The sequence below is a fragment of the Mycobacterium gastri genome (assembly GCF_002102175.1).
GTDB lineage: Bacteria > Actinomycetota > Actinomycetes > Mycobacteriales > Mycobacteriaceae > Mycobacterium > Mycobacterium gastri.
Map to the genome: position 1 here is coordinate 21,057 of NZ_LQOX01000068.1, position 18,817 is coordinate 39,873.

16 protein-coding genes and 1 pseudogene are annotated in these 18,817 nt (G+C 67.0%); 7 read left to right on the forward strand and 10 right to left on the reverse strand.

The annotated features are described in order from the left end of the window. Position 1 precedes the first annotated feature (1 nt). The 8 genes from AWC07_RS06020 to AWC07_RS06055 form a co-directional block, all read right to left on the reverse strand. A complete protein-coding gene (locus tag AWC07_RS06020; protein ID WP_036411414.1) occupies positions 2–2,122 on the reverse strand; it encodes a substrate-binding domain-containing protein in 2,121 nt (706 codons plus the stop codon). A gap of 83 nt (positions 2,123–2,205) precedes the next feature. Then, a complete protein-coding gene (locus tag AWC07_RS06025; RefSeq protein ID WP_036411416.1) occupies positions 2,206–4,398 on the reverse strand; it encodes a malate synthase G in 2,193 nt (730 codons plus the stop codon). A 304-nt stretch (positions 4,399–4,702) separates the two neighbouring features. Next, on the reverse strand, positions 4,703–5,752 hold the full coding sequence (locus tag AWC07_RS06030; protein WP_036411418.1) for a hemolysin family protein: 1,050 nt from the start codon (positions 5,750–5,752) through the stop codon (positions 4,703–4,705). Next, entirely contained in the window at positions 5,749–7,131 is a 1,383-nt protein-coding gene (locus AWC07_RS06035) for a hemolysin family protein (protein ID WP_036411420.1), read from the reverse strand. The genes AWC07_RS06030 and AWC07_RS06035 overlap by 4 nt, the downstream gene beginning before the upstream one ends. A gap of 199 nt (positions 7,132–7,330) precedes the next feature. After that, entirely contained in the window at positions 7,331–8,767 is a 1,437-nt protein-coding gene (locus tag AWC07_RS06040) for a GuaB1 family IMP dehydrogenase-related protein (RefSeq protein ID WP_036411422.1), read from the reverse strand. A gap of 33 nt (positions 8,768–8,800) precedes the next feature. Continuing rightward, positions 8,801–10,252, reverse strand: a complete 1,452-nt coding sequence (gene gndA / locus AWC07_RS06045) for an NADP-dependent phosphogluconate dehydrogenase (RefSeq protein ID WP_036411424.1) — start codon at positions 10,250–10,252, stop codon at positions 8,801–8,803. Positions 10,253–10,371: 119 nt separating this feature from the next. After that, positions 10,372–11,322, reverse strand: coding sequence for a M56 family metallopeptidase (locus AWC07_RS06050; protein ID WP_036411426.1), 951 nt, complete (start codon positions 11,320–11,322; stop codon positions 10,372–10,374). 14 nt (positions 11,323–11,336) lie between these two features. Then, entirely contained in the window at positions 11,337–11,753 is a 417-nt protein-coding gene (locus tag AWC07_RS06055) for a BlaI/MecI/CopY family transcriptional regulator (protein WP_036411427.1), read from the reverse strand. 360 nt (positions 11,754–12,113) lie between these two features. On the opposite strand from AWC07_RS06055, the gene AWC07_RS06060 reads away from it, so the two are divergent. Further along, positions 12,114–12,554, forward strand: a complete 441-nt coding sequence (locus tag AWC07_RS06060) for a PaaI family thioesterase (RefSeq protein ID WP_036411428.1) — start codon at positions 12,114–12,116, stop codon at positions 12,552–12,554. A 17-nt stretch (positions 12,555–12,571) separates the two neighbouring features. Here the strand turns inward: AWC07_RS06060 and AWC07_RS06065 are convergent. Further along, positions 12,572–12,826 (reverse strand): annotated as a pseudogene (locus AWC07_RS06065) (PPE family protein); the annotation flags it as partial. A gap of 192 nt (positions 12,827–13,018) precedes the next feature. Between AWC07_RS06065 and AWC07_RS06070 the strand changes: the two are divergent. The 6 genes from AWC07_RS06070 to AWC07_RS06095 are packed head-to-tail and all read left to right on the forward strand — an operon-like array spanning position 13,019 to position 17,423. Then, positions 13,019–13,321 (forward strand): urease subunit gamma, encoded by a 303-nt coding sequence (locus AWC07_RS06070; RefSeq protein ID WP_036411432.1) that lies wholly within the window; start codon positions 13,019–13,021, stop codon positions 13,319–13,321. Next, positions 13,318–13,629, forward strand: coding sequence for an urease subunit beta (locus AWC07_RS06075; protein ID WP_036411433.1), 312 nt, complete (start codon positions 13,318–13,320; stop codon positions 13,627–13,629). The genes AWC07_RS06070 and AWC07_RS06075 overlap by 4 nt, the downstream gene beginning before the upstream one ends. Beyond that, entirely contained in the window at positions 13,629–15,350 is a 1,722-nt protein-coding gene (locus tag AWC07_RS06080; protein ID WP_036411434.1) for an urease subunit alpha, read from the forward strand. The genes AWC07_RS06075 and AWC07_RS06080 overlap by 1 nt, the downstream gene beginning before the upstream one ends. 31 nt (positions 15,351–15,381) lie before the next feature. After that, positions 15,382–16,017: an urease accessory protein UreF gene (locus AWC07_RS06085; protein ID WP_036411435.1), complete on the forward strand. Its 636-nt coding sequence runs from the start codon at positions 15,382–15,384 to the stop codon at positions 16,015–16,017. Between the two features lie 10 nt (positions 16,018–16,027). Beyond that, positions 16,028–16,699 carry an urease accessory protein UreG gene (gene ureG, locus AWC07_RS06090; protein WP_036411436.1) on the forward strand — a complete coding sequence of 224 codons (672 nt, stop codon included), beginning with the start codon at positions 16,028–16,030 and terminating at the stop codon, positions 16,697–16,699. Further along, positions 16,689–17,423, forward strand: a complete 735-nt coding sequence (locus AWC07_RS06095; RefSeq protein ID WP_084293430.1) for an urease accessory protein UreD — start codon at positions 16,689–16,691, stop codon at positions 17,421–17,423. The genes ureG and AWC07_RS06095 overlap by 11 nt, the downstream gene beginning before the upstream one ends. On the opposite strand, the gene AWC07_RS06100 is transcribed toward AWC07_RS06095, so the two are convergent. After that, on the reverse strand, positions 17,329–18,714 hold the full coding sequence (locus tag AWC07_RS06100) for an NAD(P)/FAD-dependent oxidoreductase (protein ID WP_036411438.1): 1,386 nt from the start codon (positions 18,712–18,714) through the stop codon (positions 17,329–17,331). The two genes, AWC07_RS06095 and AWC07_RS06100, sit on opposite strands and share 95 nt — an antisense overlap. Positions 18,715–18,817: the final 103 nt, after the last annotated feature.

Sequence of the window (18,817 nt, forward strand, 5' to 3'; positions counted from 1 at the left end):
CTCAGCCTAGAAAGATGCTGAGTGCGGTCGCGAGGTCCGGGCCGGCCGACGTCGCCAGGTTCTGGTAACTGCCACCGCTGAGCTGTGCGACGGCCTCCCAGGTTGACCGGTCCGGGTCGGCGCCGAAATCGATGATGTTGACGGCGATGGGTTTGGCCGGGTCGGCGCTGGTGCGGATGAAATCCTGCAGCCCCGGCCCGTCGAGGGTTTGGTCGGTGTGCGGCCCCCCGGTGATCACCAGGATCGAATTGGCTTGACCGGCACGAAAGTTGGCCTGCACCTGCTGGTAGATCATGCGCAGCGTGGTGAACGACACCGCACCGCCGCCCGACGAGTACTGCTTGTCGAGGGCGGCCATCAGCGCCGTCGAGCGGGGCTGGCCGTTGACGGGGTCGGCCAGCGGTCCCGTCGGCACCTCGCTGCGACCCTCGTGGCCGTCGAATGTCCACAGGCCGATCACCGCGCTGGGTGGTAGGGCCTTTAGCCGATTTTCGAGCGCCGCAACAACGTTGGCCAGACGCGTCTTGCCGCCGTCGTCGATGGGCATCGACTGGTCGAGCATGATGGTCGCGGCAACGCCGATCGACGGTGTGGCCATGTTGTCGGCCAGGGTGGCGCGCATTCCGTCGTCACCGATGGACAGCGGGGCGGGCAGCGCCGCGAAACTCGCGACCGGGCTGCTCGGTGGCTTGACGCCGTTGACCCGGAAGCCGGCTTTGGCCAGCTTTGCCAGTTGGTCGGGCTTTTGCAGGTAGCGGGCGAAGGCGCTGGCCGCCGTGGTCTGCTCCTGCGACAGCCACGTGCCGTTGAGCAGCACCGCCGGGTAGTCGGCCATCGCAACCGGCCCGGGCGGCAGCCAGGAGCTCAACGTCTTCTTGGCATCCGGCAGCGACTGGGCTCGCTGGAACAACTGCTGCTCGGTGGTGACCACTGCGTGCACCGGCGCCGCCGCGGCGTCGCCGGATTTGACCAGTGTGTTCATCGCCTCGGTCAGCGAGTCGTCGGCCAGCTTGGGCTGGGCCGCCATCAGTGTGCGAACTGCGCCGCTTCCCGCGGTCAGTGGTGCTCCCGGCGACGCTGATGCGGCCGCAATCGCCTCGCCGGCCAAGAAAGTGGCATCCCCGTTACCGGCGACGGGCATCGCCAGACGCAGCGAACCCCAGGACGGCAGGTTCAACGCGGCCATCGAGTTCGGGTTGGCCTGTAGCTGCGGTAGCGCTGCCCAGGTCTGGTTCGACAGCGGCTGCTGCAGCTCCGGGCGGATTGCGAGCAGCACCGGTGAGGTCGCCAGTGAACGGCTGTCGCTGATGGTCTGCTTGCCGGTGGCCGCGGACAGGCGCGCTGCAGAGACAGAGCTGCCGGGGATCCACAATCCGGGCTGGCCACCCAGTTCGGATGGCCACTTGCCGATGAAACCAGCGATAACTGCGTCCGAATCGGCGGCCTTGACGGCCACCGTCACGCACTTGTCCCCGATCGGGCCGGCCGCCGCGTTGTAGCTGTCGGCGAACTCCTTGACCCGCTCGGCGATCGTCGGGTCGGCGATGACCGCGACGGTGTCCTTGCCGCCCACACAGCGTGCTGCGGCAGTGCGGGAACGGTGCGACAGTGCGTCACCGAAGAACCGCCAGACGATCACCCCTGCTACCACCACCACGACCGCGACGAGGGCCACGATCACGCCGATGCTGACTCCGCGCCATCCGTCGGCGCTGCGGTGGCCGCCCTGCCAGTTGCCCAGGCCTCGATGGCCGGCAGCACGGCCTCGCGGCGGTGGGGGAGCTGCCGACGATGCGAAACTCGGCGGCTCCTCACCTGCCGGACCCGACCCGAAGTCGGGGTATTCGTCTGCGTCGCGGGCCGAATAATCGGCGGCATGGTCATCCACACCGGCGTGTGGAGCCTGTTCGGATAGGCCACGTTCGCCCCAGTATGCGTAGCCGTAGCCGCTCGGGGCTTGGTCGGCCGACGGTCCAGCCGACCCGGGATACCCGATGTCTGAATGCCTGCCACCACCGGAGTGGTTGGCTATCTGGTCGCCCCAGGCTTGCTGCTCCGCGGCGTATTCGTCAGGCGGTTCGTCAGCGGAATCCTCAGGGTCGGGCAAACTGTGCCTACCCATTTGGTGTCAGCGTCCTTTCCGTCGAAAATTGCCCCGCGTCGACCAGGAATGAGCCAGCGACTGTTTCCAGTGGGTCCTGATGGTCACCCGCGCCGCGCCTTGAGTTCCCGACGACGGCGATGCAGGATCGGCTCGGTGTATCCGTTGGGCTGTTGCGCCCCGGACAGGATCAGGTCCTGAGCGGCCAAGAACGCGATGCTGTCATCGAAATTCGGGGCCATCGGGCGGTACCCGGGGTCACCGGCGTTCTGCTTGTCCACCAACGGCGCCATCCGTTCCAGGCTGGCCCGCACGTCTTCGCTGGTGATCACGCCGTGTCGCAGCCAGTTGGCCAGCAGCTGACTCGAGATCCGCAGGGTGGCGCGGTCCTCCATGAGCGCCACGTTGTGGATGTCGGGCACCTTCGAACAGCCCACGCCCTGGTCGATCCAGCGCACCACGTAGCCGAGGATGGACTGGCAGTTGTTGTCGAGTTCCTCGCGGATCTCCTCGGGCGCCCAGGCCAGCTCCTTGGCCAGCGGAATGGTCAACAACTGATCGATGGTGGTCCGGGTCTTGCCCTGCAGTTCTTTCTGCACGGCGAAGACGTCCACTTGGTGGTAGTGCATGGCGTGCAGCGTGGCCGCCGTCGGGGAGGGCACCCACGCGGTGGTGGCGCCGGCCTTGGGCTGGCCGATCTTCTGCTCGACCATATCGGCCATCAGCTCGGTCATCGCCCACATGCCCTTGCCGATCTGAGCCTTGCCGGTAAAGCCGGCGGCGAGCCCGATGTCGACGTTGGCGTCCTCGTAGGCCTTAATCCAGGTGGTGTTCTTCATCGCACCTTTGCGGATCATCGGACCGGCTTCCATCGACGTGTGAATCTCGTCGCCGGTGCGGTCCAGGAACCCGGTGTTGATGAAGACGACTCGGTCGGCTGCGGCCTTGATACACGCCTTGAGGTTCACGGTGGTGCGGCGTTCTTCGTCCATGATGCCGACCTTCATGGTGCCCTGCGGCAACCCCAGCACGTCTTCCACCCGGCTGAACAGCTCGCAGGTGAAGGCCACCTCCGCCGGCCCGTGCATCTTGGGCTTGACGATGTAGATGGAGCCGGTTCGGCTATTGGTCAACGGTCCGTTAACTTCCCCGGTGCGCAGTCCGTGGATCGCGATCAGGCCGGTGAGTAGGGCATCCATGATGCCCTCGAACACCTCTTTCTCGCCACCACTGCCGTCACTGACGACGATCGCGTCGTTGGTCATCAGGTGACCGACATTCCGGACGAATAGCAGGCTGCGGCCGGGCAGAGTCAGCTCGCCGCCGTCGGGTGTGGTGTAGGTGCGGTCCTGGTTGAGGATCCGGGTGAAGGTCTTGCCGTCCTTGGTGACCTCCTCGGCCAGGTCACCCTTGTTCAGCCCGAGCCAGTTGCGGTACCCGAGCACTTTGTCGTCCGCATCGACGGCGGCCACCGAATCCTCGAAGTCCATGATCGTGGTCACCGCCGACTCCAGGACCACGTCTTTGACCCCCGCGCGGTCGGTGGAGCCAATCGGCGACTCCGGGTCGATCAGGATCTCGATATGCAACCCGTGGTTGACCAGCAGCACCGAAGTCGGGGCCGCGGCCGCGCCGGTATACCCGGCGAACTGGCCCGGGTCGGCCAGTCCTGACGACGAATCCCCTAGGGAAACCACCAGTTGGCCGTCTTCCACCATGAAGCCGGTGGCATCGGCGTAAGAGCCCGCGGACAGCGGCACGCTGTCGTCGAGGAACTTGCGTGCGTAGGCGATCACCTTGTCGCCGCGAACATGGTTGTAGCTGGTGCCCTTTTCGGCCCCGTCGCTTTCCGGGATGACGTCGGTGCCGTACAACGCGTCGTACAGCGAGCCCCAACGGGCGTTGGCCGCATTCAGCGCGAAGCGCGCGTTGAGTATGGGCACCACCAGTTGCGGGCCGGCGGTCGTAGTGATCTCGTCGTCAACCCCCGAGGTGGTGATGGTGAAATCCTCGGGTTCGGGGAGCAAATACCCGATGTCGGTGAGGAACTGCCGGTAAGCCTCGGGGTCCAGTGGCTCGATGACCCGATGCCGATGCCATTTGTCGATCTGTGCCTGCAGCTCATCCCTGACCTTGAGTAATTCCTGGTTCTGCGGGGTGAGGTCGGTGACCACTTTGTCGACGCCGGCCCAGAAGCTGTCCGGGTCCAGATCGGTGCCGGGCAGGGCCTCGTTGTTCACGAAGTCGTAGAGCACTCGAGCGACGCGCAGGTTCCCCGCCGGCACGCGGTCTGTCATGATTCTCCTCCAAAATTGGCCGGTACTCGGCGGTACTTGCCGATACTTGGGCCCCACTGGCTTCTCACTGGCTTCTCGCTGGCTACGACCTCAGCCTACCGATCGGTAGCCTGACGAGCCTATCCGGCCAACCGCAAGGGCAGGTCACGGAGCGCCCAAAGCCCCGCCGTCGGTAGGCAGCCGGCCCTGCCGGCTGGGCTCTGGCAACGCATTTTGACGGCATTTTCACGCTGGCTGGGCACGGCGGGCGCTTCGGCCGCCGATCATCCCGGGCCCATGTCGCGGTACCGGTCAGCCTGGCTGGTCAGTCGCGGTTTCGCTGGTCGCGCATGGTGCCGACCAAGTCTTCCACCAGGTCCTCAAGCGCCACCATCCCGACCACGGTGCCGTCGTCGGAAGTTACCAAAGCCAGGTGACTGTTGCTGCGGCGCATCCGCGACAAGGCATCGGCCAGTGGCAGTGCCTTGGGAACCTGCGGCAGCGGGCGCACCATGTCGACCTTGATCACGGTGTCGGCGCCTTCGCCCAGCGCCAACACGTCCTTGATGTGCACGTACCCGATGAATGTGCCGCGATCCACAACCGGGAACCGCGAGAAGCCGGTCTGCGCCAACGCCTGTTCGACCGCCCCAACCGTCGGGCCCGATCCCACCGCCGCCACCGGCACGGAACGAATGTCGGGCATCGGAACCGCGACATCGGCGACGACCCGGGTGCGGATCCGCAGCGCGCGGGTCAGCCTGGTGTGCTCCTCGGGGTCCAGCAAACCTTCGGAGACCGATTCGGCGATCATCTCCGAGAGCTCCACCGTGGAAACCGTGACGTCGAGTTCATCCTTGGGCTCCACCCCGAGCGCACGCAGTATCGCGTTGGCGGTCTTGTTGTACAGGACGATGACCGGACGCGCGGCGCGCACGTACGGCAGGTAGATCGGGACCAGCAACATCGCCGTCCGTTCCGGGCCAGCTAGCGCGATGTTCTTCGGCACCATCTCGCCGAGCAGCACGTGCAGCGTCACCACAATGGCCAGCGCCACCACGAACGACAACGTGTGCAGCAACCGCGGATGCATCCCGGCCAGCCCGAACGACTTCTGCAGCAACTCGGCCACCGCCGGCTCGCCGATGCGCCCGAGCAGCAGCGAGGACACCGTGACGCCCAGCTGGGCACCGGCCAGCATCGAGGGGAGCCGTTCGCCGGCCCGGATGACGATGACCGCACTCGTCCGGCCCTGCTCGGCCAACGCTTCCAAGCGGTCACGACGGGCCGAGATCAGCGCGAACTCCGCGCCGACGAAAAACGCGTTGGCACCGATCAGCAGGATCGCCAACGCCACGGCCAGCATGGGGTTCATCGGCCACCACGCCGTGCGCCGTGTTCCTGGTGCCCGTCCGGATGGCCGCGCAGTTCGGTCAGTTCGAGCAGGTCGATCCGGCGGCCGTCCATCTGCACCACCCTGGCCCGCCAGCACACCGACTCATCCGGCAGACGATCGACGTCCAACGCGGGAAGGTCGACCGACTCGCCAGCCACCGGGATATGTCCGAGCTCGCGCAGCACCAAGCCCCCGATCGTCTCGTAGGGCCCCTCCGGCGCGCGGTAGCCGGTGGCGGTCGCCACCTCGTCGATGCGAAGCAGACCCGATACCCGCCATCCGGCACCGGCCGCGACCACATCGGGTGTGGCATCGTCGTGTTCGTCGCGGACGTCGCCGACGATTTCCTCGATCAGGTCCTCCAGGGTGACCATGCCCGCGGTGCCGCCGTACTCGTCGACCACCATCACGGTCTGCAACGGATTGGCACGAATCTGGCCCATCACCGCATCGCCGTCCAGTGTCGACGGCACCACCGCAACCGGCTGGGCCACGGCGGTCAGCCGGGTGTGCGCGCGATCGGCAGACTCCACGTCGAACGCCTGCTTGACATGCACGATGCCGACCGTCTCGTCCAGGTCGCCGCGGACAACCGGGAACCGCGAGAAACCGGATGCCGCGACGGCCGCGACCATGTCGGCGATGGTGTCGTCGGTCTGCAGCGCCACGATCTTCGATCGCGGCGTCATCAGCTCCTCTGCCGTCAGGGCACCGAACTGCAGGGATCTGCGCATCAGCGATGCGGTCGCGTCGTCCAGCGAGCCGCGGCGAGCCGAGGCACGCACCAGCGACACCAGCTCCTGCGGGGTGCGCGCTGAGCGCAGTTCCTCGGCCGGCTCGATCCCGAGTTGACGCATGATCCAGTTCGCCGCTCCGTTGGTCAACCGGATCGCCGGCGTGAGCAGCGCCGAGAACAACCATTGGGGAAGCACGACGGCGCGTGCGGTCCGCAGCGGGCGTGCCACTGCCAGGTATTTGGGGACCAATTCGCCGAACACCATCGACAGCGACGTCACCAGCACCAGCGCCAGAAACGTCGTGATTGCATCAGACATCCGATCCGAGATTCCGATGGCGGTGAGTGCCGGGTACGGGAGCTCGCCCACCAAGGGTTCCGTCAGGTAACCGGTCGTCAGAGTGGTGATGGAGATACCCAACTGTGCGCCGGACAGCTGGAACGACAGCCGGCGATGTGCGCGCTGGATGAACCGGTCGCGGGTGCTGCCAGCGCGGGCGTTCGCATCGACGGTGCTGCGGTCCAGCGCGGTCAGCGAAAATTCCGCCGCGACGAATACCGCGGTGCCGAAGGCGAGTGCCAAGATGGCGGCGATGCTGGCGATGGGGCCGGCGAACATCATGGGCGGCCCGGTGGTCGTGATGTCGCCGCATCCCGCTGCGACGCCGGGCAGGGCCCGCCCCCGAAGCCAACGGCTCCGACGGGTGCCTGCGGCACGTCATCCCTTTCGCTCGATCCCGCGGCGCGGCGCAGCGGGACTGAAGTCCATATCGTAGCGAAACCGTTCGGCGCGAATCAGTCCCCGCCGCCGGTGATCGCACTCACCAGCCGATGGGCAGCGGATGGCCTTCGGCGAAGCCCGCCACCGACTGAACACCGATCACCGCGCGCTCGTGCAACTCCGCCAGGTTGGCGGCACCCACATACGTGCAGGTGCTCCGCACGCCGGAGGTGATGTGGTCGATCAGGTCCTCCACACCGCCGCGATCAGGGTCGAGCCCCATCCGCGACGTCGAGATACCTTCATCGAACAGCGCCTTTCGGGCGCGGTCGAAGGCGCTGTCGGTGGTGGTGCGGGCAACCACCGCCCGTTTAGACGCCATGCCGTAGCTCTCCTTGTACGGCTGGTCCTCGCGGTCTCGCATCAGGTCACCCGGAGACTCGTAGGTGCCGGCGAACCACGATCCGATCATCACGTTCGACGCACCGGCCGCCAGCGCCAGCGCGACGTCGCGCGGATGGCGGATTCCGCCGTCGGCCCACACGTGCCCACCGAGTTGCGTTGCCGCGGCCGCGCATTCGACCACGGCGGAGAACTGCGGGCGGCCGACGGCGGTCATCATCCGAGTCGTACACATGGCGCCGGGGCCGACGCCAACCTTGACGATGCGCGCTCCGGCGCCCAGCAGCTCGCGGGTTCCCTCGGCCGAAACCACGTTGCCCGCCGCCAGCGGCACACCCAGGTCCAGCGACGTTACGGCTCTGACCGCATCCAGCGCCTTTTGCTGGTGCCCGTGCGCGGTGTCGATCACGAGCACGTCGACACCTGCTTCGGCGAGGGCGCGGGCCTTGGCGGCCACGTCGCCGGTGATGCCGAGGGCCGCGCCGATCCTTAGTCGGCGTTCGCCGTCGGTGGCGGGCGTGTAGATGCCGGCGCGGATGGCGCCGGTGCGAGTCAGCACTCCCGCCAATGTCCCGTCGGCGCTGGTGAGCACCGCAACGTCAATGGGGGCGTGCTCCAACAAATCGAAGATCTTGCGCGGCTCGGTGCCCGCCGGAGCGGTCACGAAGTCGGTTGCGGCGATGTCGCGCACCCGGGTGAAGCGGTCCACCCCCAGGCAGGACGATTCGCTGACCAAACCGATGGGGCGGCCGTCGAAGGCGACCACGGCGACCCCGTGCGCGCGCTTGTGGATCAGCGCCATCGCGTCGGATACCGAGTCGTCGGGCGCCAGCGTCACCGGCGTGTCGAGCACCAGGTCACGGCTCTTGACGAAGTGCACGGTCTGTTGCACCGCCGAGACGGGCAGGTCCTGCGGCAGGATCACGATGCCACCGCGGCGAGCCACGGTCTCGGCCATCCGCCGCCCGGCAACCGCCGTCATGTTGGCGACCACCACGGGAATCGTGGTTCCCGAACCGTCGGCGGTGGATAGATCCACGTCGAACCGCGACGCCACCTCCGATCGGTTCGGCATGATGAACACGTCGTTGTAGGTCAGGTCGTATCCGGGTCTGTGCCCGTCCAGAAACCTCATGGCTGGCCCTTCGGTTGAGTCCCTTTCGCCCGGCTATGCGGGCACTTCGCGGCGGTCTGCGCCCCATAGGGTGTGGAACTTGCCCGGTCCGTCGATCCGCCCGTACGTGTGTGCGCCGAAGAAGTCGCGTTGGGCCTGGGTGAGTGCGGCAGGCAGCCGCTCGGTGCGCAGCGCGTCGTAGTACGACAGGGCCGACGAGAACCCGGGCGTTGGGATACCCAACTGCACCGCGGTGGACACCACACGCCGCCAACTGTCGATAGCCGACTCAACCGCGCTGCGGAAATAGGGCGCGATGAGCAAGCTGGCCAGGTCGGGTTCGGCGTCGAACGCCTCCTTGATGCGGTTGAGGAATTTCGCCCGGATGATGCAGCCGCCGCGCCAGATGGTGGCCAGGTCGCCGGGTGAGATGTTCCAGCCGTATTCGGCGCTGCCGGCCTGGATCTGGTTGAAGCCCTGCGCGTAGGCCACGATCTTGGAGGCGTACAACGCCCGGCGGACGTTCTCGGTGAACGTGTCGGGGTCGGCGGGCTGGTCGCCGAGCCGTCCGGAAGCCAGCCCGCGGGCCGCCGCACGCTGCTCCACCGATCCCGATAGCGCACGGGCGAACACCGCCTCGGCGATGCCGGTCACCGGCACTCCCAGATCCAGGGCGGATTTGACCGTCCAGCGCCCGGTGCCTTTCTGCTCCGCCTGGTCGAGGATCACATCGACGAGCGGTCTACCGGTCTTGGCGTCGTTTTGCCGCAATACCTCGGCGGTGATCTCGACCAGATAGCTGTCCAGGTCGCCCTTGTTCCACTCGGTGAACACCTCGGCGATCTGCGGTGCGCGCAGCCCCAGCCCGTCGCGGAGCAGCTGGTAGGCCTCGCCGATCAGTTGCATGTCGGAGTACTCGATCCCGTTGTGCACCATCTTGACGAAGTGCCCGGAGCCGTCGGGGCCGATATGGGTACAGCACGGCACGCCGTCGACGTGTGCCGAGATCTCCTCAAGCAGCGGGCCCAGCGACTTGTACGACTCGGCGGGCCCGCCGGGCATGATCGACGGCCCGTGCAGCGCGCCCTCTTCGCCGCCGGAGATGCCGGCGCCGACGAAGTGCAGTCCGCGTTCCCGCATCGCCTTCTCGCGACGAATGGTGTCGGTGTAGAGGGCATTGCCGCCGTCGATGATGATGTCGGCGGGTTCCATGGCGTCGGCGAGCTGGTTGATCACAGCGTCGGTCGGGTCACCGGCTTTGACCATGATCAGCACCCGGCGCGGGGTTTGCAGCGCGGCCAGAAACTCCGGAATCGTTTCGCTACGCACGAACTTTCCTTCGGACCCGTGCTCTTTCAGCAGCGCATCGGTCTTGGCGATGGACCGGTTGTGCAGCGCCACCGTGTAGCCGTGCCGGGCGAAATTGCGGGCGATGTTCGAACCCATCACCGCCAGGCCGGTGACGCCGATCTGCGCGGTGGCGGTGCTCGATTCCGAGGAACTCATGTGCTGCCTTTCGGTCAGGCCTGTCAGGTTGGCGAACTCTTGCCGAAGCTGTCCGGCAAGGCTGGTCCGACACACTGTGGCACAGTGGCGTCGCGGTCTTCCAAGGTGTTTGGTCCTTGTCAGACGCCGAACAGCCGCTGCAGCTCGGTGAGCCACGGGACGGCCAGCGCGACGGTGGGTACGACCAGCACCGCGGCCGCGGCCAGATACGCGGTCACGGATAGCGCCCGGCTGTTGCCGCGCCCGGCCAGCCGGCGCACCCGCACCACGGTGCAGGGGCCTCCCGCGGCCAGGGCACCCGACGGCGCTCCGGAGGAGGCACAGGCGACCAGGGCCCGGGCCAGCGCCGCGCGACCGGCCGCGCGCACCGCGGCGTCGTCGGCGAGCAGTTCGACCAGGAGCTGCACCGCACGCAGCGCGTTGGCGCTGCGGACGAGCCGCGGAAACGCCGCGTGCAGGGCGGTGAACGCTTCCAGGACCAGGTCGTGGCGGGCCCGCAGATGCGCCCGCTCGTGGGTGAGGATTGCGGCGACTTCCTTGTGGGTCAGCGCGGTCAAGGTTCCCTCGCTGACCACCACCCGGCTGCGGACCCCGGGCAGGCAATAGGCAAGCGGTTGCGCCACGTTGAGCACGCGCAGATCCCGGGTTCGCGCGCAAGGCTCGGCCAGCGCGGCGCCGTGCCCTACTCCAACCAGATCGACCACCATGCGGTGATGGGCCCGACGGCGGCGAGTGGCGATGGCCACCCGAACTATGGCAACCATCAGCCGGGTCCCGACCAGCACAGTCAGCGTGAAGACGGTGATATATGCCGCCCACAAAGGCCAGCCGAGCCGGATTCGGGCGTCGAGGACACCGGCAGTAGGCCGCCCGTCAGCGCCGGGCATAAGCAGCCGGCTGGCGATGGCGATGCCCGCGCTGAACGCCGAAAGCGCCGCGGCCAGGGCTATCGCTTGCCAGAGCACCATCGCGGCCCGCGGGGCGCGCAGCGGCCAGGTCGCTCGTGCCAACAAGGCTGGTGTCGGGCCAGCCAGCAGCACCGCGAGGATGGTGAAGGCCAGCGCGGACACGCTGCTAGTCTCTCTCAGTCCTCCGCCGGAGCGCCAGCAGATGGGGGAATGCGGTGAGCCGCTTCCAATTCGGCAAGAGCGCGGCGAAGTGCGTCGGCCTCGTCCGCACCGACGCGCTCGACGAAGTGCACCAGCGCGGCCTGTCTGCTGCCGGAGTCCTCGGCCTGGGCCAGCGCATCGACCATCAGACCGGCGACCAACTCGTCGCGACCGTGCACGGGTGCGTAGCGGTGGGCCCGATCGTCGCGGATCTGCGAGACGAGGTTCTTTTTCGCCAACCGTTGCAGCACGGTCATAACGGTGGTGTAGGCAAGGTCACGTCGCGCCGATAACGCTACGTGGACCTGGCGGACGGTCTGGGGTTCCGGCGTGGACCACAGGTGGTCCATCACGGCACGTTCCAGATCCCCCAGCCGCGTCAGCTTGGCCATAGTTCGTTCTCTCCCTGAGCGTTGCACCCAGCGTACTCCGGTTTACTACCGACTGTCGTATCCAGCTGGTCCCGAAGCCCCGCCATTAAGGGCGGCTACCGCGGCACTGGCAATTCGGAGTTGGACCCCCTTAGGCAACTCTGTCCATTCGGTGCTTGCAGAATTAGGGCAGCCTTGCCTATCCTTAGTGTGGTCGAGCAATACATGACCGTGCCGGAGTCCTGAGGGCTGCAGTGACCCCCGGTCTACTCGATCGGCGAGCCCCGTGCTGCTGCACGGGGCTCGCCCGCTGTTCGCCCTGGGGCGATCCTTGGCGCCCGCAGACCTGGGGGAACCGACCGATACCGATGGTGTAGACACATGAACGTGCCAACGGACCCGGACCCGGACACAGGTGTCAGCCCACCGACGTTCACCGCGCCGTTCGACAATCAGCTGGGTCTGCAGTTCACCGAGCTCAGCCCCGACGGCGCACGCGCGCAGCTGAAGGTCAAACCCGAGCTGTTGCAGCCGATGGGCATCGTGCACGGTGGTGTGTACTGCTCGATGATCGAGAGCATGGCCAGCGTGGCGGCGTTCACCTGGCTCAGTACCCGTGGCGGCGGGGGCGTGGTCGGCGTCAACAACAACACCGATTTTCTGCATGCCATCAGGTCGGGGATGGTGTACGGCGCCGCCGAACCATTGCATCGGGGCCGGCGTCAACAGCTGTGGTTGGTCGTCATCACCGACGAGACCGATCGGGTGGTGGCCCGGGGTCAGGTGCGGCTGCAGAATCTGGAGCCGTCGCCAGACTCCTGACCTCAACGTCGCCGGGTCTGCTGCGCCAGGGCGGCCGTAACGCTCGTCCACGACACAAACGGCGCCACGGCGGCAACCATGGATCTCGACGACGGCCCCACCCACGGCCCATCCATCAACTTCGACACCACTGCCCGATACGACGCCGCCGTCGAATGCAGCTCCGCCACCAACCTGTCCCAGGCCACGGCGGCTGTCACCAACGGCCCCGATCCCGGGCCCGCGTACATCCGACCGGAGTTGACCTCCGGCGGCAACACCGAGAAATCCAACGCCAGAGCCCCCTCACACCTGACCCGGCACCAGACCAAACATTCTCGGCCGCAACACTGTTCGGATGTCAACTTGGTGCTCGGTTTCGAGCGCCGTTGTTGGCGCACGAATGGCGGCCCCCACGACGGCCGACTCGCCGAGCCGGGGCTCCCCGGGACAACACCGCTGGACCCATGGCAGGATCGGAGGCCATGCGTCTGACGCCGCATGAGCAAGAGCGACTTCTGTTGTCCTACGCCGCCGAGCTGGCCCGCCGCCGTCGGTCACGCGGTTTGCGCCTCAATCACCCCGAAGCCGTCGCAGTGATCACCGACCACATCCTGGAAGGCGCGCGGGACGGCCGCACCGTCGCCGAGCTGATGGCGAGCGGATGCGATGTGCTGACCCGCGACGACGTGATGGAGGGAGTACCGGAGATGATCAAGGACGTGCAAGTGGAAGCGACATTCCCGGACGGCACCAAGTTGGTCACCGTCCATCACCCGATCGCATGATTCCCGGCGAAATCCTTTACGGCAGCGGCGACATCGACGTCAACGCGGGCGCGCAGCGGCTGGAGATGCAGGTTGTCAACACTGGTGACCGCCCGGTCCAGGTCGGCAGTCACGTCCATCTTCCGCAGGCCAATGCGGCGCTGTCGTTCGATCGCGCGGCGGCCCATGGTTACCGGTTGGACATTCCGGCGGCCACCGCGGTCCGCTTCGAGCCCGGCGTTTCCCGAACCGTCCGGTTGGTTCCGCTGCGCGGGCGACGAGAGGTCCACGGGTTGACACTGGATCCGCCGGGAAGGCTCGACGCTTAATGGTGCGGTTGACCCGGGAGCGCTACGCGCAACTGTACGGTCCTACCACCGGTGACCGGATCAGACTGGCCGACACCGATCTACTGGTCGAAATCGGCGAAGACCGCTGCGGTGGGCCGGGACTGGCCGGCGACGAAGCAGTGTTCGGTGGCGGCAAGGTGTTGCGCGAGTCGATGGGTCAGGGCCGCGCGACCCGGGCCGACGGCGCGCCAGACACCGTCATTACCGGTGCGGTGATTATCGACTATTGGGGAATCGTCAAGGCCGACATAGGAATTCGCGACGGCCGCATCGTCGCGATCGGCAAGGCGGGCAATCCCGACACCATGTCGGGTGTCCATCCGGACCTGGTCGTCGGACCCTGCACCGAGGTCATCGGCGGCAACGGGCGCATTCTCACCGCCGGCGCCATCGACTGTCACGTGCACTTGATCTGCCCGCAGCTGATACCCGTAGCGCTCGGCGCCGGTACCACCACCATCATCGGCGGCGGCACCGGGCCCGCCGAAGGCACCAAGGCCACGACCGTCACCCCCGGGGCATGGCATTTGGCCCGGATGCTGGAATCACTGGACTCGTGGCCGGTGAACTTTGCCCTGCTCGGCAAGGGAAACACCGTCAGCCACGAGGGGTTGTGGGAGCAATTGCGCGGGGGTGCATCGGGTTTCAAATTGCACGAGGACTGGGGATCCACCCCAGCGGCCATCGAGGCCTGCCTGACCGTTGCCGATGCCGCCGGGGTTCAGGTGGCGCTGCACACCGACACCCTCAACGAGATGGGATTCGTCGAAAACACCATTGCCGCCATTGCCGGCCGTTCGATCCACACCTACCACACCGAGGGCGCCGGCGGCGGCCACGCACCCGACATCATGAGAGTGGCCGGGCAGCCGAATGTGCTGCCCAGCTCCACCAATCCGACTCGTCCGCACACGGTGAACACCCTCGACGAGCATCTGGACATGCTGATGGTCTGCCATCACCTCAATCCCTCGGTGCCCGAAGATCTGGCCTTTGCCGAAAGCCGGATCCGCCCGTCCACTATGGCCGCCGAAGATCTGCTGCACGACATGGGGGCAATCTCGATGATCGGCAGCGACTCCCAGGCCATGGGCCGCATCGGCGAGGTAGTGCTGCGCACCTGGCAGACCGCCCACGTGATGAAGCGCCGTCGCGGCACGCTGCCCGGTGATGGCCGGGCCGACAACAACCGGGCACGTCGCTACGTCGCCAAATACACCATCTGCCCGGCCGTCGCGCACGGCATCGACCACGAGGTCGGCTCGATCGAGGTGGGCAAGCTCGCCGATCTGGTGCTGTGGGAGCCGGCATTTTTCGGGGTGCGCCCGCACCTGGTGCTCAAGGGCGGTGCGATCGCCTGGGCGGCGATGGGCGACGCCAACGCGTCGATACCGACGCCGCAACCGGTACTGCCGCGACCGATGTTCGGCGCCGCCCCGGCCACTGCGGCGGCCACGTCCGTGCACTTCGTGGCGCCGGCAGCGATCGATGCGGGATTGGCCGATCGGCTCGCCATCAACCGCCGGCTGGTTCCGGTGGCCGATGTGCGCGCCGTGGGCAAGGCCGACTTGCCGCTCAACGACGCACTGCCCACCATCGAGGTCGATCCCGACACCTTCACCGTGCGTATCGACGGTGAAGTATGGCAGCAGCGACCCGCCACCGAACTTCCCATGGCGCAACGGTATTTCCTATTCTAGTAGCCTCTAGTGACCCTCCAGTGACCCTCCGGTGACCTCGCTTGCGGTGCTCCTCGCTCTGGCCGACTCGCGGCTGCCCACCGGAGCGCACGTGCACTCCGGTGGCATCGAAGAGGCCGTCACCAGCGGCCTGGTGACCGATCTGACCACCCTGGAAGCGTTTCTGAGACGACGGATCCGCAGTCACGGACTGGTCACGGCGTCGATCGCGGCGGCAGTGCACCGGGGCGAGCTGACGCCGGCGGACGCCGATCACGAAACCGACGCCCGCACACCGGCTCCCGCAGCCAGAGAGGCTTCACGCAGCCAGGGTCGCGGGCTGGCTCGGTTGGCCAGGACGGTGTGGCCCGAAGCCGGCTGGGACGATCTCGGCCTGCGGCCGCATCTGGCAGTGGCCGCGGGACGCGTCGGCGCGGTCAGCGGGCTCACCCCGGAACACAACTCACTGCACATCGTCTACATCACCATGACAGGTTCGGCCACCGCCGCCCAGCGACTGCTGGCACTAGATCCCGCCGACGTCGCAGTCCTGACCTTCCGGCTGTCGCAATTGTGCGAACACACCGCCGCCGAAGCCGCCGCCGGACTGGCCGACTTGTCCGATCCGCTGCTCGACATGCTGGCGCAACGTCATGCCGAACGCGAGCGACCTTTGTTCGCCTCCTGAAAGGTAAGCAGTGTCAACACATTCGCACTCACACGCCCACAACCAACGTCCACGACGGGTCCGTCAACCGGGGGAGCCGTTACGCATCGGCATCGGCGGCCCGGTGGGCTCCGGCAAGACCGCGCTTGTGGCGGCGTTGTGCCGGCAGTTGCGCGACGAGCTGTCCCTGGCCGTGCTGACCAACGACATCTACACCACCGAGGACGCCGACTTCCTGCGCAAGCACGCGGTGCTGCCCGACGACCGGATTGCGGCCGTGCAGACCGGCGGGTGCCCGCACACCGCGATCCGGGACGACATCACCGCGAACCTGGATGCGATCGACGACTTGATCGCCGCTCACGATCCGCTTGATCTGATCCTGGTCGAGTCCGGGGGCGACAACCTCACGGCCACCTTTTCTTCTGGCCTGGTGGATGTGCAGATCTTCGTCGTCGACGTGGCCGGCGGCGACAAGGTGCCGCGCAAGGGCGGACCGGGGGTCACCTACTCGGATCTGTTGGTAGTCAATAAGACTGACTTGGCTCCGCTGGTGGGTGCCGACCTGCAGGTCATGTCCCGCGACGCCGACGCGGTGCGCGACGGGCGGCCGACGGTGCTGCAGTCGTTGACCGAGGACCCGGCCGCCACCGCGGTGCTGGCCTGGGTTCGTACCCAACTGGCAGCGGCTGATGCACTCTGAGGTCCTGCTGGTCGCATCCCGGAACCGGTTGCCGCGCATCCAATCCCGCGGTGGTATCACGGCTCGTTGCACCGCGCCCGACACCGTGTACCTGGTGTCGGCGGCGGCAAACCCGCTCGGCGGCGACATCGTCGACATCCGGGTGGTCGTCGAACAGGGCGCCCGGTTGCGGCTGCGCAGCGCAGCCGGCACGGTGGTGTTGCCCGGCGCCGAAACACCGACATCCCAAGCCCATTGGGATATCGAGGTGACCGGCGACCTGGATGTGGATCTGGAGCCGACGGTCGTCGCCGCCGCGGCCCGGCACCTGTCGATCGTTGTCCTGCGGCTGCACGACGGTGGCCGGGTCCGCTTCCGCGAACGCGTTCAGATCGGTAGATACGGTGAAAGCCAAGGGTTTTGGACAGGCTCGCTGCGCGCCGACCGGGATGGCCTCCCGATGCTGCGACACCGGGTGGAATTGGGCGCCGGATCGCTGGCCGATGACGTCATCTCGGCGCCACGGGCGACCATCAACGAGCTGCGTTATCCGGCAACGCCATTGGCTGCCGACATCCCCGGTGCGTCGATCATCTTGACGTTGGCCGGCGGCGGGACGCTGAGCACCTGGCAGGGTGACCGGTTACCGGTCAGCTTGCCCGCCGGGCCGCCGGGCGATGCGCCTCGGCCGCCAGAACCGCCAGCTGCTCGAGCCGGGTGCGGGCGAAGGCCTGCTGTTCGGTGATGGTCAGCTGGCCCCGCCGAGTGCTAAGGAAGGTCACAGTCCAGGACAGCAGCGTACTGACCTTGGTCTTGAACCCGACCAGGTAGACCAAGTGCAACACCAGCCAGGCGAACCAGGCGATGAGGCCGCTGAATTCCACCGGACCGACCTTGGCCACCGCGGAAAACCGCGACACCGTTGCCATGGATCCCTTGTCGAAGTACTGGAAGGGTTCACGCTGTGTCGGGTCGGCCCCGGCGAGTTCGGCTTTGATAGTGCCGGCGGCGTACTTGGCGCCCTGGATGGCGCCCTGCGCCACCCCGGGCACGCCCTCCACGGCCGCCATGTCGCCGATGACGAACACGTTGGGGTGTCCGGGGATCGTCAGATCCGGCAGCACCTTGACCCGGCCGGCCCGGTCGAGTTCTGCCGACGACTGCTCCGCGAGATCGTGGCCCAGCGCGCTGGCCGAGACCCCGGCGGACCACACCTTGCACTGCGACTCGATGCGCCGGATGGTGCCGTCGGAGTCTTTGACGGTGATGCCGTTGCGGTCAACGTCGGTGACCATGGCACCCAGCTGGATCTCAACGCCCATCTTTTCCAGCCGGGCGGCCGCGCGCTGACCGAGCTTTTCGCCGAATGGCGGCAGCACGGCCGGGGCGGCGTCGAGCAGGATCACCCGGGCCCTGGTCGAGTCGATGTGCCGGAATGAGCCCTTCAACGTGTGGCTGGCCAATTCAGCGATCTGCCCCGCCATTTCGACACCGGTGGGGCCGGCGCCGATGACGGTGAACGTCAGCAGCTTGGCCCGTCGTTCCGGATCGCGGGACCGTTCGGCCTGTTCGAACGCGCTTAAGATCCGTCCCCGCACCTCGAGTGCGTCATCGATGGATTTCATGCCCGGCGCGAACTCGGCGAAGTGGTCGTTGCCGAAGTAGGACTGGCCGGCCCCGGCGGCGACGATCAGGCTGTCGTACGGGGTTTCGTAGGTGTGGCCGAGCAGGTCGGACACGACGAACTGACCGGCCAGATCGATATGCGTGACGTCACCCAGCAGCACCTGTACGTTGCGCTGCCGGCGCAGCACGACCCGAGTGGGCGGCGCGATGTCGCCTTCGGACACGATGCCCGTCGCGACCTGGTAGAGCAGCGGCTGGAACAGGTGGTGAGTGGTGCGGGCGATCAACTTGATGTCGACGTCGGCACGCTTGAGCTTCTTTGCCGCGTTGAGGCCGCCGAAGCCAGATCCGATGATGACGACTCGATGCCGACGACGTGTTTCAGCTGTGGGATCTGGCTGAGGGCTCATGCTCCGCTACTCCTGAGGGCTCTCCTTGACCGGCGAACGGCAGTTAGCTACTACGGTAGCCAAGCCGGGCGCTGAATACCCGGGTGCGAGCGTGTGTAATCAA

Coding starts and splice junctions, on each gene's coding strand:
- AWC07_RS06020 (WP_036411414.1), bottom strand. CDS start 2,122: ATGGGTAGGCACAGTTTGCCCGACCCTGAGGATTCCGCTGACGAACCG.
- AWC07_RS06025 (WP_036411416.1), bottom strand. CDS start 4,398: ATGACAGACCGCGTGCCGGCGGGGAACCTGCGCGTCGCTCGAGTGCTC.
- AWC07_RS06030 (WP_036411418.1), bottom strand. CDS start 5,752: ATGAACCCCATGCTGGCCGTGGCGTTGGCGATCCTGCTGATCGGTGCC.
- AWC07_RS06035 (WP_036411420.1), bottom strand. CDS start 7,131: ATGATGTTCGCCGGCCCCATCGCCAGCATCGCCGCCATCTTGGCACTC.
- AWC07_RS06040 (WP_036411422.1), bottom strand. CDS start 8,767: ATGAGGTTTCTGGACGGGCACAGACCCGGATACGACCTGACCTACAAC.
- gndA (WP_036411424.1), bottom strand. CDS start 10,252: ATGAGTTCCTCGGAATCGAGCACCGCCACCGCGCAGATCGGCGTCACC.
- AWC07_RS06055 (WP_036411427.1), bottom strand. CDS start 11,753: ATGGCCAAGCTGACGCGGCTGGGGGATCTGGAACGTGCCGTGATGGAC.
- AWC07_RS06060 (WP_036411428.1), top strand. CDS start 12,114: ATGAACGTGCCAACGGACCCGGACCCGGACACAGGTGTCAGCCCACCG.
- AWC07_RS06070 (WP_036411432.1), top strand. CDS start 13,019: ATGCGTCTGACGCCGCATGAGCAAGAGCGACTTCTGTTGTCCTACGCC.
- AWC07_RS06075 (WP_036411433.1), top strand. CDS start 13,318: ATGATTCCCGGCGAAATCCTTTACGGCAGCGGCGACATCGACGTCAAC.
- AWC07_RS06080 (WP_036411434.1), top strand. CDS start 13,629: ATGGTGCGGTTGACCCGGGAGCGCTACGCGCAACTGTACGGTCCTACC.
- AWC07_RS06095 (WP_084293430.1), top strand. CDS start 16,689: ATGCACTCTGAGGTCCTGCTGGTCGCATCCCGGAACCGGTTGCCGCGC.
- AWC07_RS06100 (WP_036411438.1), bottom strand. CDS start 18,714: ATGAGCCCTCAGCCAGATCCCACAGCTGAAACACGTCGTCGGCATCGA.